The organism is Sandarakinorhabdus sp. DWP1-3-1, assembly GCF_049896705.1.
In the GTDB taxonomy this organism is placed as follows: Bacteria; Pseudomonadota; Alphaproteobacteria; order Sphingomonadales; family Sphingomonadaceae; genus Sandarakinorhabdus.
In genome coordinates this window covers 513,843-526,602 of sequence record NZ_JAFCUV010000002.1, presented here as the reverse complement: position 1 = coordinate 526,602, position 12,760 = coordinate 513,843, and the positions used below count along the sequence as shown (strand labels likewise).

The window sequence follows — 12,760 nt, the reverse complement described above, 5'->3', positions numbered from 1 at the left end:
GTTGCCGCCAAGCAACAGAACGACTTGCAAAAAAATCGGCGTCCCGGCGATCACCCCTGCCGCTCCGACGTTCGGCAGGGCGACGGCGCCAGCATCAGCCCCAGGCGCAGCGTGCGGCCGGGCAAGGGCAGCCCAAGCTGCGGCAGCACCACGGCGTTGGTCAGATTGTCGATGGCGGCGGTGGCCGACACGCGCGCGCCACCGACGCAGGCGAGCGGCACGCGGGCGCGCCAGTTGATTTCGGTGGCGGGCGGCAGCCGCGCCATGGCGCCGCTGCTGTCGAGGTCGCGCGCCGGGCCGATGCGGCGCACCTCGGCGCGCATGTCGAAGGCGCCGGGGTCCCAGTCGATGGCGAACATGGCCTCGTGCGACGGCCGTTGCAGCTGGGGCTGCCCGCCGGCGCGCGCGCGGAGCAGCGTGCCGGTCAACTCCAGGGTCAATCGGCTCGCGACGCTGACCTGCGCGGCGATATCGGCGCCGATGCCGGTGGCGGGACCCTGGTTGAAGCGCTGCCGCAGGTTGCGGCCGTCCACCCGCACGACACGCTGGCCGATGCTGCCCAGCGTGCGCGCCCAATAGGGGTTGACGCTCAACCGGACGCCGTCGCCGCGCCATGCCAGTTCGGCATCGGCGAGCCAGACCTGTTCGGGCGCCAGGGCGGGATTGGGCAGGAACCGGCCCAGTGCCTCGCCGAACAATTCGCGGGCGGAGGCAAAGCGGTTGCGCCGCCCGCCCGACACGGTGAGGTCGAGGCCGGTGGCCAGCTGCGCGTTGAGCGCGGCGGAAAAGGTCGCGGCCTGACGGGCCGGCTGGGCCGCCTTGTCGCCCGTCAGCGGATAGGTGGCGCGGTCGAGGCCCAGCCCCAGCGTCAAGGCCGCGACGCCGGCGATCGGCACATCGGCCTCCACCCCGCCCGAGGCCAGAAGCTGTTCGAAGCGCAAGGTCGGGCCGGGGGTGCCGGGCGGGAAGGCGGTGTCGGTCTGGCGATGGCCGCCGCGCTGGCCCGACAGGCTCCAGCGCAGCACGGCGGGGCCGGCCGGATGGGTGAGCGTGACGCGCCCGCCGGTCATGTCGTCGTCATTCGCCTCGCGGCCCTGGCGCGTCGTATAGCTGGCGTCGCGATAGGCATCGATGCGCTGGTCGAACCATTGCCGCCACGCGACACCGCGCAGGGTGGCGGCGCCGAGGTCGGCCTCGGCGGCGACCTGCGCCTGTGTCAGCCGCCAGTCCGGATAACGCCAGAAGCGCGGCGCCGCCACCGCCGGGTCGCGGTCGGATTCGGGCGCAATGCCGCGCCGGGCATCGATGTGCAGCAGGCTTGCCCGCCATTCGACGGCACCGGCCGCGCCGCCCACGGCGCCGAACAGGCTGGTGGCCGAAAGGTCGGTGTTGAGGCGCCGGTCGCCGTCGGGCTGGGTGAACGGCAGCGCCGATGCTTGCGCGACCACCAGCGCGTCCTGTGCCTGATGCGCCGCGGCGACGGTCACGGTCAGGCTGCCGACCGGTACCGCGGCCGCCGCCGACAGATTGGCAAGGCCATGGGGTCCGGCCTGGGCCTGGGCGACGGCGCCGCTGGTCCGGGTCTGCAGGTCGACCACGCCGGCGACGGCATTGGCGCCATATTCGATGGCGCCGGCGCCCTTCCTCACCGACAGGCTGCCGATGATGCCGGCGGGCAGCAGGCCGAGGTCGACACGGCCGTCCCATGGCACCGCCAGCGGCGCGCCGTCGAGGAACACCAAAGTCTGCCGTTCCTCGCCGCCGCGGACCCGCGGCGAGGTCTCGCCGCGCGAATTGGTGCGGATCGACACGCCGGGCAGGCCGCGCAGCGCGTCGGCGATGCTGCGCGGTTGCCGATCGAGCAAGGCTTTGGAGGTCAGGCCGACCAGCGGCGTGGCGACGCGGCCGGGCCGGGCGGGCGCGGTGACGGTGATGAAGGCATCTTCCGGGCTGGCGGGCGATGCCGCCGGGCTGGCGACCACCTGGGCACCCGTAGGCCCGGCGAGCGCCGATGCCAGCAGCAGCGCCGGCGCCAGGCGCTTGATCTGGTTGGGTATGGCGATGAACACGATATATTCCGAAACAATTGGGGACCGCGGCGAGCGGCGGCCCGCCCGTGACAGGGATCAGCGGCGCGGCGTCGGCACCGCTATCGGCTGGAACGCGGCCGGCTGGCGACGCAGCGCCTCGACCTCGTCGATCTCGATCGGAATGAAGCGGGTCAGCCAGTCATGGCCCGTCGCGGTGACCAGCACATCATCCTCGAACGCCACGCGGGTGCCGTCGACGACGGCCCCCTGTTCGATGGCGATGACCATGCCGGGCTTCAGCGGCCCGACATAATCGCCATGCTCGTGCACCTCCATGCCGATGAAGTGGCCGATGCCATAGGTGTAGCTCGCGTCCCAGCCGCCCTTTTTGCGCAGCTGCGCCTCGGCGATCTGCTGCAGCTGCTGCCAGGTGACGCCCGGCCTGACCGCGGCAATCACCGCCTTCTGCACGTCGAGGACACCCTGGTAGACGCGCCGCTGTTCCGGGGTGAATTTGCCGTCGACCGGCACGGTGCGTTGCACATCGGCCGAATAATGGTTCATGGCCGCGCCGGTATCGATATGGACGAGGCTGCCGGCCGTGATGCGGGCGTCGCCCTTGCGCGCCGCCTCTTCCTCGGCCGTCGTCTCCCATTTCAGCTTCTCGTTGAGGTTGCTGGCCAGCGACACGCCGGTGATGAAGCCCAGCGTTGCCCCCTGCAGCCGATAGACATGGTCGATCGTGTGCATCACCTGCAGCGTCGACAGGCCGGGCCGGGCCAGCTTCATGCCTTCCTGCAGCCCGAGGCCGGTGATGGCGATGGCCTGGTCGATGTTCTTGCGCGCAAAGCCGTCGAGCACCATGCGCATCGGATCGAGCAGGTCCCCGGCGTCGCGCACGACCAGTTCGCTGGATGCCGCCCGCATGCGATCGACGAACGCCAGCCGTGCCGCGGGCGGCTCGTTGAGGTTCTCGAAGCGGGGATAGTTGACGTAGAGTAGCTTCTCGCCGGCGCCCCAGCCGCGCGCATAGTCCGACGGCACCTCCTTGAAGCGCAGCTGGGTGATGCGGAGGTTGCGATAATCGGTGAGCGCACTGCTCATGTGCTCGAGGAAGCGATTGCGCGGGAAGACATGCCTGATCCCGGACAGGCGCGTCGCCTCCTCGGAGTTCATGTCGGTGTACAGCACCTCCTTGTAGGTGCTGCCGGCGGGGTTGAGCACCAGCACATGCCCGGGCGGCGGCGCGTCATAGATGCCGGTCAGGAACACGAAGTCCTTGTTTTCGGTATCGTCGGTATAGAATTCGTACAGCTCGTGCTGGGTGCGGTCGGCGCTGGTGATGACGGCGATGCCGCCCTTCATCTGGCGCGCCAGCCTGGCCCGGCGTTCGATGGCGGCCTCGCGATGCCCCTCCCGGAACTTGACGGCGTCGAGCGACAGCAGCCCGCTGCCGTGCGCCGCGGCGGGCGTGCCGGCCAGGACGGCGACGGCGGCAAGGCAGGCAGCAGGCAGTTTCGACCGGATCGGCATGTTCGACAGTTCCTCAGTCTGATGCGGCGGCAGGATCGGCGGGCGGCAGTTGCGGCAGCGCCCCGCCCGGCCAGGCGACGCCCGCGGCCTGTGCCGCCGCCTGCAAGGCCGGCAGCCGTTCGGTGACCAGCGCGGTGACGTCGCGGTACAGCGTCCGGACCCCGTCGCGCGCGACCTGTGTCAGCTGGCGCTGCGCCGGGTCGGGGGCCGCCGTATGGTCCTGCGTGTTGCCATAAAGCCGCCGCGTCAGCTCGGCCAGCGGCAGCACCGTCTCCTGCTGGGCGAGGCCCTCTTCCTTGCCGTTCAGCACCACGTGCAGGCGATCGGCTTCCTTCACCGCGGCCTCGGCGCGGGCGATCAGCGTGCGGTCGGCCTTCGCCTCCTGCAGCGCCTTGACCAGCGCGGCCGTCCCGGTGCGGCTGCTGTCGACCGCCTTGTCGGCATGATAGGTCGCCGTCACCAGCCGCGCCTGCGTCGCCAGCAGCGCCTGGAGCGCGGCGCTGTCCGCCCCCGAGATGCTGATCGCGGGATCGAGGCGCACATCCAGCGGCTGGACGTGCACCGCATCGCCGACCTTCAGCCGGACCTGGTAGCGGCCCGGCATCACGAACCACCCCTTCAGCTTGCGCTCGGCCGACGCCGCATCGCTCGGCGGCGCGTCGAACCGCAGATCCCAGACCGCGCGGCGCACGCCGCGCACCGCCGCGGGCTGGGCCAGCGTGCGCACCAGCCTGCCATTGCCGTCGAGGACATCGATCGAGACCGGCTGGCCCGCCGCCTGCGTGCCGATCCAGTAATCGATGATGGCGCCGCGCGGCGGGTTCCTGGTGGTGAAATACATGTCGCCGGCGCTCTTGCGGCCGCGGTCGACGTTGCGGATCTGCGTGCCGCGGCGCGGCGGCGCCAGATAGCTGTGCGACCCGACCACCTTTTCCTCAAGTTTTTCGACGAGGTTGAGCTGGTCGAGCACCCAGAAGCCGCGGCCATGGGTGCCGATCACCAGGTCGTTCTCGCGCGGGTGGACCATGATGCCCTGCACCGAATTGGTCGGCAGGCCGGCCCGCAGCGGCAGCCAGTGGCCGCCGCCGTCGCGCGAGAAATACACGCCGAAATCGGTGCCGACGAACAGCAGCTCGCCGTTTTTCGGATGGGCGGCGATGCTTTTCGTCGGGCCGAACGCCGGCAGGTCGGCGGTGATGTTGCGCCAGGTCACACCATGATCGTCGCTGCGGACGGCATGGGGAGCGAAATCATTGTCCTGATGGCCATCGAACACGGCGTACAGCGTACCTTCCCGGGTCGGCGACCAGGCCAGCATGCCGACCTTCTTGCGGTCGGGCACGCCGGGGAAGGTCGCGGACTTCTGCCAGGTGCGACCGTCGTCGCGGCTGACCTGGATCAGGCCGTCATCGGTGCCGCCCGCGAGCAGGCCGGGGCGCAGCGGCGACACCGACAACGAATGGAGATTGCCGTAGAGCGCCGTGCTGGCATGGAGATCGATGGCGCCGGCCGGCTGCACCCGGCCCTGCAGCGGCAGCGTATCGCGGCTGAGCCGGCGCGTCAGGTCGGGGCTGATGCGTTCCCAGCTGTCGCCGCGATCCCGGCTGCGAAACAGCACATTGGCCCCGAAATACAGGGTTTTGGGGTCGTGCGGTGAAATGACCAGCGGCGCGCTCCAGTTCCAGCGATAGGGCGGGAATTCGCCCTGCTGCGGCTGCCAGGGCTGGATGCGTTTCTGGGCGTGGCTGCGGCGATCGCTCCGCACCAGCCCGCCATATTGCGACTGGGAATAGACGATGTTCGCATCGGTCGGATCGGCGACCGCGTAGAAACCGTCGCCGCCCGACAGGAACGCGAAATCCTCGTTGGCGATGCCGTCGTCGAAGCGCGTGCCGATCGGGCCGCTCCACGAGCCATTGTCCTGGGTGCCGCCATAGACATTGTAGAACGGCTCCTGCATGTCGGCGGCAACCGTATAGAGCTGCATCAGCGGCAGATTGGCCTGCCAGGTCCAGCGCTTGCCGGCATCACGCGACGTGTACATGCCGCCGTCGTTGCCGACGATCAGGTGATCGGAATCCTTCGGATTGATCCACAGCGTGTGGTTGTCGGCATGGACCTGCGCCAGCGGCACGCTGGTGAAGCTCCTGCCGCCATCGTCCGACCGCGACAGCGGCGTCATCGGCACATAGACGCGGTCGGCATTGCCGGGATCGCAAAAGACTTCGCCATAATACCAGTGGCTTTGCACCTTGGTGTTGCGGCGTTCCCACGATTGTCCGGCGTCGGTCGAGCGGAAGGTGCCGCCGTCGGGCCCGACGGCGGTCGCGTACATGGTGTCGGGCTTGCCGGGGCAGAAGGTGACACCGACCCGCCCGACCGCGCTGGTCGGAAAGCCGTTGCCGACGCGCGTCCAGCTGTCGCCGCCATCGGTGCTGCGCCACAGGCCGCCTTCGCTGCCGCCGCCGACCATGCTCCACTGCCGCCGCTCGCGCTGGAAGGTCGCGGCATAGAGCAGGTCGGGCCTGGTCGGATGCATCGCCACTTCGACGACGCCGGTGAACTTGCTGGGCCGCAGCAGGCGCGTCCAGGTCTTGCCGGCGTCGCGGGTGCGGTACAGGCCGCGATCCTCGTTCGGCCCCCATAGCGAGCCGAGCGCCGCCACATAGACGGTGCTGGAATCCTTGGGGTGGACAAGGATGCGGCCGATATGGCGGCTGCCCTCCAGGCCCATGTGCTGCCAGGTCGCGCCGCCGTCGCGCGATCGATAGACGCCATCGCCGAACTGCGAGCTGCGGACATTGTTCTGCTCGCCGGTCCCGATCCAGACGGTCTCGGGATCGTTCGGATCGAGCGTGACATCGCCCATCGAGATGGTCGTGGCCTTGTCGAATACCGGCGTCCAGCTGCTGCCGGCGTTGACCGTCTTCCACAGCCCGCCCGACGCCGTCGCCGTGTAGATGATCCGCTGGTCGGTGGGATGGACGGCAAAGCGGGTGACCCGGCCGCTTGTCATCGCGGTGCCGACCTCGCGCCACTGCAGCGCTGCGAGATCCTCGGGCACCAGCCCATCGGGCGCCGCGGCCCGGCCGGCGGTCGTCAGCAGGGCAACGCAACAGGTGGCGGCGATCACCCGCAGGCCATGGCGCAAGCGCCGGACGGCCGTTGCGGACCCGGCGCTGATTGCCCGGGGTTGAAGCGACGCCGGCGCTGATGAGATCGTCACGTTGAATTGGCTCCGCTGCGGTGATGTCGAGGGGCAAGGCACTGGCAACCGGCCATGGGTAGCCGATCGCGCCGCGGCGCTCCAGCCGCCGTGGCCGGCGCTTGCCGGGGTCGATGATCGGCCGGCGCCATCAGCTTGCGTCGCTTCGGATGCACGCCGCCTGGTGGCCGGCGCCGGTCAGCGGCGGCACGACGTCGGCGCAGGCGGCAATCGCTTCGGGGCAGCGGGTGCGGAACACGCAGCCCGATGGCGGCGCGATCGGGCTGGGCGGGTCGCCGGCGAGAAGGGTGCGCTGGCGCCGGGTGCCGACGCCCGTTCCAAGACGCGGCGCGGCGTCGATCAGCGCGCGGGTATAGGGGTGGCGCGGGTTGCCGAACACCTGCTCGACCGTCCCGGCCTCCATGACCCGGCCGAGATAGAGCACGATGACCCGGTCGCAGAGGTGTTCGACGACGGCGAGATCATGCGCGATGAAGACCATGGCGAGGCCGAGTTCGGCGCGCAGGTCGCCGAGCAGGTTGACGATCTGCGCCTGTACGGAGACGTCGAGCGCCGAAACCGCCTCGTCGGCGATGATCAGGTCGGGACCGACGGCGAGCGCCCGGGCGATGCCGACGCGCTGGCGCTGGCCGCCCGACAGCGCCTGCGGGCCGCGCCTGGCACAATCGGCGGGCAGGCCGACGCGTTCGAGCAGCAGCGCGACACGCTCGCCCCGGTCGCGGCGCGTGCCGAGGCCGTGGATGGCGAGCGCCTCGGCGATGGCGGCGCCGACGGTCATGGCGGGGTTGAGGCTGCCCGCCGGGTCCTGGAACACCGCCTGCAGGCGGCGGCGCAGCGGCAGCATGGCGCGCCCCGACAGGCCGGCGAGGTCGGTGCCGTCGAAATGGACGCTGCCGGCGCTGGGTTCGACGAGGCGCAGGATGGCACGGCCGAGGGTGGTCTTTCCCGATCCCGATTCGCCGACGACGCCGACGATGTCGCCGCGCGCCACGTCGAACGACACGCCATCGAGGGCGCGCAGCGTCGCCGGGCGGGCAAAGGGCGCGGCGCGGACGGGGAAATGCACGCCGAGGTCGCGGACCTGGAGCAGCGCTGTCATGCTTCCGCCCAGCGCAGGCAGCGGCTGGCATGGCCGGCGGCGACGCTTGCCATGGCGACGACGCCGGCGTTGCAGGCATAGATCATGCGGTCGCAGCGCGGCGCAAAGGCACAGCCCGGTGGCGGCGCGCGCGGATCGACGATGGCGCCGGGGATGGCGCGCAGCCGCTGGCCGCGCCGGCCGCCCGGCAGGCTCGCCAGCAACCCCGCGGTATAGGGGTGGCGGGGCTGCGCGAAGATGGCGGCGGCCGGCGCCGCCTCGACGATGCGGCCGGCGTACATCACCGCGACGCGATCGGCGATCTCGGCAACCACGCCCAGGCTGTGGCTGATGAACAGCATCGCCATGCCGCGGCGACGCTGCAGGGTCTGCAGCAGGTCGAGGATCTGCGCCTGGATGGTGACATCGAGCGCCGTCGTCGGTTCGTCGGCGATCAGCAGGCGCGGGTTGCAGGCCAGCGCGATGGCGATGACGACGCGCTGGCGCATGCCGCCCGACAGTTCGTGCGGATAGGCGGCGGCGCGCCGGGCCGGATCGGGGATGCCGACCTCGGCCAGGCTGGCGAGGACGGCGTCGCGCAGCGCTGTGCCGCGCAGGGCCTGGTGCAGGCGCAGCGGCTCGGCGAGCTGCGCGGCGATGGTCATCACCGGGTTGAGGCTGGTCATCGGTTCCTGGAAGACCATCGCAATCTCGGCGCCGCGCACTTTCGTCAGCGCCGTCGGGGTGAGTTCGAGGAGGTTGCGGGGGCCGGCGGGGCCGTGGAGGCGGATTTCGCCGCCGATGCGGGCGGTGCGGCGGTCGAGGAGCCCCAGGATGGCGAGGCTTGTCACCGACTTGCCCGAGCCCGATTCGCCGACAAGGGCGAGGGTTTCGCCGGCGGCGAGGCCGAGGTCGATGCCGTGGAGGACGCGGACGAGATTGCCGTCGTGGCCGACAAAGTCGAGCGTCAGCCCGGCGATGTCGAGAATCGCGGTCAATCGAGCTGCCCCGCCAGCGCCATTTCGTCGGCGGCCCAGGCGATCGGCACATGGCCATGGCCGATCAGCGTGTCGTGGAAGGCGATGGTGCTGCCGCGCCAGCGCCGGCGCAGGGCGCGGATCGCCTCGATGCCGAGCCAGTACATCAGGCGGGTGGCGGGCAGCATGGCGTTGCGGGTGACTTCGGCGGCGATGCGCGACGGGGCAAAGCCGGCGGCGGCGTAGAAGTCCATCGCCTGTCCGGGGGTCCAGGCGCCGGTGTGGAGGTTGATGTCGACGATGACGCTGGCGGCGTTGCGGCGTTCGAACTGTTTGAGGAACACGCGTTCGGTGGCGGAATAGAAGCCGGGCGCCTCGGCCATCAGGTCCTGGGCATAGCAGGCCCAGCCTTCGACCATCGTGCCCGACGGCAGCATGGCGAGGCCGAGGGCGCAATCGGTGCCGGCGAGCCGCGCCAGCCGCGACGGCGCGGCGCGGGCGCGGGCGTTCTGGGTGTGGTGGCCGATGCTGCCGTGGTGGACGGCGTGGATGATCTTGACCGGCGCGACGGCATTGGCGGCGAGATAATCGGCGCCGCCTGGCGGGTGGACCCAGTAGATGCTGCCGTCGGCGGGTGTGGCAGCGGGGGGCGAACGATATGGCAGGAAGTAGAGATCGGCGGCGATTCGGGCGAAGTCTGGCGGCAGCCGGCGGTATTCCAGCGCATATTCGGTGGCCGGGGTGACGAGATCGGGGGCGGCGGCGACGGCCTCTGCGTCGAGTTTTCGGTAGAGATCGATGACGGTGTCGGGGGTTTCGGCGGTGATCTGGGACAGGCCGGCGACCTGTTCCTGCCAGCTTCGGGCCGGATCATTGGCGGCGGCAAGGGCGATGAGTTCGTCGCCGAGGCGGGCATAGTCGGCTTCGGCGCGGGCGAGCGCGGTTTCCGGGGTGCAATCGAGGCCGTGGCCGGCGGTCATCAGCAATTCGAGATAGGCGCGGCCGGTGGCGGAGGGGGCGTCGGGGAGGTTGGCGATGGCGGCGGCGAAGTGGTCGAAGGCGGCTGCGGCGGCGGTGGCAGCGTCGTTCCAGGCGGGATTCCAGTCGGGATGGCGGCGGATCTGGTCATCAAGATAGGCGGAAAAGCTGGCGGATTCACGCATCGCGCGGTCGGTGACGGCGCGCGGCGCGGCGGTCAGCTGCGCTTCGGCGGCGGCGAGGAAGCCGGGAATGGCGGCAAGGCGCGCGGCAAGGGCATCGCCACGAGATGGGCCGGGGTGCGGCAGCAGTAGCGAGACGATGCCGAACGCCGCCTCGCCGCTGTACCAGGCGGGGTTGGCGAGGCGGGGGGCGTGGTCCAGCGCGGCTTCGCCCAGGGTCAACTGGGCCTCGACATAGCGGCGGTCGAGGCGCTGCCCGGAGGTTTCGCCCGCCGGCGTCGCCGCCAGCTGATCCCGCAGCGCCGCCAGCCCGGCGCGTTCGGCGGCGGCAGTGCCAGGCCCGGCGGGCGGCAGGCGGTGATCATGCCCCGCAACCCCCATGAAGGTCGCGTCGACCGGGCGAAAGGCGAAATGGTGCGCCAGGTAAGCGTCGACCAGTTCGTCGCTGGTCACGCCGCAATGTCCACCCAGCGCCGTTCGAAATGCGCCTGGATGATGGCGTCGACGATCTGCTGGCTCTTGGCGCCGTCGTGGAAGGTGCATTCCTCCGGCCGGTCCTCGAGGATTTCATCGGCGAAAAAGCGCACCAGGTTGCGATAGTACAGCTCGGGCCAGGGCGTTTCGAGGCTGGTCCCGGGCGGCAATGCGCCAGCGGCGGGAGCAACGAGGCGAAATTCGACCTGATCGGGCGTGGCGAAGTGCAGCGTCTCGGCTAGGCCGTTCTCGGTGATCAGCCGGGCGACGGCGGCACCTTTCGAGCCATAGACGCGGATTTCGACGCCGGGATAATTGCCGACGGCGATGTAGCTCGATTGCACCAGCCCCTGCGCGCCGCCGGTGAATTCGACGAGCGCCGCGGCGCCGTCCTCGACCATGAAGCGCTGGCGCCCCTCCAGCCCGCGGACGACACGTTCGGGGACGAAGTTCTTCATGGTGCTGCAGACGCTGCCGAATTCGCCGCCGAGCCAGCGCATCAGGTCGAGCAGATGCGAGCCATAGCCGATGATCGACGCCGGGATCAGGCGGTCGCGGGGGCTGGTGACATCGAACTGGCGCAGCGGGAAATCGGGGGAAAGGAACTGCGAATTCTGCTCGAAGCCATGGATGTGGAAAATCTCGCCGAGCACGCCGTCGTCGATCCATTGCTTGATCTGGCGGATGGCCGGCGAATAGCGGAAGGTGAAGCCCAATTTGGTGCGCACGCCCATGTCGGCGGCCTTGCGCGCCGCGTCGAAGGCGGGTTCGGCGAGGGTGTGCAGCGGCTTTTCGCACAGCACATGCTTGCCGGCGGCGATGGCGGCGAGGCTGAGAGGCAGGTGCGTGTCGGTCGGCGTGCAGACGTCGATCATCTGGATGTCGGGCACCGCCAGCAGCTCGCGATAGTCGGTGTAGATGGCGCGGGCGCCGAACTTGGCCGCCATCGCCTCGGCGCGGGCCGGCACCGAGTCGCAGATGCCGGCGATCTCCACGTCCGGATGCGCGGCATAGCCCGGCAGATGCGCCTTTTCGGCCCAGTCGTGCGCGCCGATCAGGCCGATTTTCAATTTTCCGGTCATGCGGCTGCGAACATCTGGAGGCTTTCGGGGCTGTGGACACGGCCGTAGAGGTAATGGACGAAGGCGGCGCGATCGGCGGGGGCAACGCGTGTCCGCACCCGGCGGACAGCCTCGTTGCCGGCATAATAGCTGGCGATGAAGGGCCCGCGGAACGGGTGGCGGGCCATGCGGATGCGGCCCTGCACCCAGGCTTCCTGGCCATAGCCGGTGTCGCGCATGTACTGGGCGACCTCGGCCTCCGGCGTATCCTCGGCCATCAGCTTCCACGCGGCCGTCGTCTGCACGGCGCTCTTCAGCGTCTGGAAGCTGGCGTAGAGCGCGTCGTCGTCATCCTCCACCCAGTCGATGAGCGCGACACCCTGGTCGCCGATGCCTTCCTGCACGCAGCCGGTGACGGCGTTGGCGGTGCACAGCAGCGCATCCATGTCGGTGCGGCCGGCGGCGGCCTCGGCATGGGTGTAGAGCAATTGCGTGGCGTGGCCGGGGAAAACCTCGTGGCAGACGAGGTGCTTCAAGGCGGCGCGGGTGAAGCTGATGTCGACGTTCAGGTCCATGCGCCGCTCGTCGAAGCCGCAGCGCGCGGTGAAGGGGATGTTGCGCAACGGATTGAGCGCCATGTCATAGTCGCCGGTGTCGTAGATCATGCTGGCGGTGCGCGCCTTGGCGGCGGCCATCAGCTCGCGGAACACGGCCTCGATGCGGTCGGGGGCGACGGCGCGGGCGTCTTCCCAGGCATCGACGCGGGCCTTGATGCTGCCGTTGCCGAAGCCGGCGCGGGTGAGGCCGGCGTCGAGCGCATCGGTCAGCGCGGCGATATCGGCTTGCGCCACCGGCGCCGGATCGGCGCCGACGAGGTCGCGGACCTTGTCGGCATAGGTCATCGCCTCCCCCGAGAACAGCCGCGCGGCGGTGGTGACCGAGGCGACCATGGTGCGCAGGAAGGCGCCGCGATCGTCGGCCGGCAGGGTGGCGACGCGATCCGACAGGGCAGCGAGGTCGGCGAAGATGGGGTCCCAGCCGGTGTACGCCCGCGGCGGCACCAGATCGTCGCCCATCCAGATCGGCACCAGCCCCTCGCCGTCGAGCAGGCTGTCGCCGGCATTGGCGCCGCGTTCATAGCGGTCGAGCCCCATGGTCACCGCGGTCAGCTCGCGGTCGATCGCGTTGGTCATGAAATGTCCGGAAAATTGGCAGGGATGA

General features: G+C 70.3%; 8 protein-coding genes. All 8 read right to left on the bottom strand.

Going from position 1 to position 12,760, the window contains the following annotated elements; genetic code table 11:
- Positions 1-50: 50 nt before the first annotated feature.
- The gene (locus tag ACP7AI_RS11930) at positions 51-2,069 is read right to left on the bottom strand and encodes a TonB-dependent receptor (protein WP_426167605.1); all 2,019 of its coding nucleotides are present in this window, start codon (positions 2,067-2,069) and stop codon (positions 51-53) included.
- A gap of 57 nt (positions 2,070-2,126) precedes the next feature.
- On the bottom strand, positions 2,127-3,563 hold the full coding sequence (locus ACP7AI_RS11925; protein WP_426167603.1) for an aminopeptidase P N-terminal domain-containing protein: 1,437 nt from the start codon (positions 3,561-3,563) through the stop codon (positions 2,127-2,129).
- Positions 3,564-3,576: 13 nt separating this feature from the next.
- Positions 3,577-6,696: a VPS10 domain-containing protein gene (locus tag ACP7AI_RS11920; protein ID WP_426167601.1), complete on the bottom strand. Its 3,120-nt coding sequence runs from the start codon at positions 6,694-6,696 to the stop codon at positions 3,577-3,579.
- A gap of 223 nt (positions 6,697-6,919) precedes the next feature.
- Positions 6,920-7,888 (bottom strand): ABC transporter ATP-binding protein, encoded by a 969-nt coding sequence (locus ACP7AI_RS11915; RefSeq protein ID WP_426167599.1) that lies wholly within the window; start codon positions 7,886-7,888, stop codon positions 6,920-6,922.
- The gene (locus tag ACP7AI_RS11910) at positions 7,885-8,865 is read right to left on the bottom strand and encodes an ABC transporter ATP-binding protein (protein WP_426167597.1); all 981 of its coding nucleotides are present in this window, start codon (positions 8,863-8,865) and stop codon (positions 7,885-7,887) included. The genes ACP7AI_RS11915 and ACP7AI_RS11910 overlap by 4 nt, the downstream gene beginning before the upstream one ends.
- Positions 8,862-10,457, bottom strand: coding sequence for a DUF885 family protein (locus tag ACP7AI_RS11905; RefSeq protein WP_426167595.1), 1,596 nt, complete (start codon positions 10,455-10,457; stop codon positions 8,862-8,864). The genes ACP7AI_RS11910 and ACP7AI_RS11905 overlap by 4 nt, the downstream gene beginning before the upstream one ends.
- Positions 10,454-11,560, bottom strand: a complete 1,107-nt coding sequence (locus tag ACP7AI_RS11900; protein ID WP_426167593.1) for a Gfo/Idh/MocA family protein — start codon at positions 11,558-11,560, stop codon at positions 10,454-10,456. The genes ACP7AI_RS11905 and ACP7AI_RS11900 overlap by 4 nt, the downstream gene beginning before the upstream one ends.
- Entirely contained in the window at positions 11,557-12,732 is a 1,176-nt protein-coding gene (locus ACP7AI_RS11895; protein ID WP_426167591.1) for a hypothetical protein, read from the bottom strand. The genes ACP7AI_RS11900 and ACP7AI_RS11895 overlap by 4 nt, the downstream gene beginning before the upstream one ends.
- Positions 12,733-12,760: the final 28 nt, after the last annotated feature.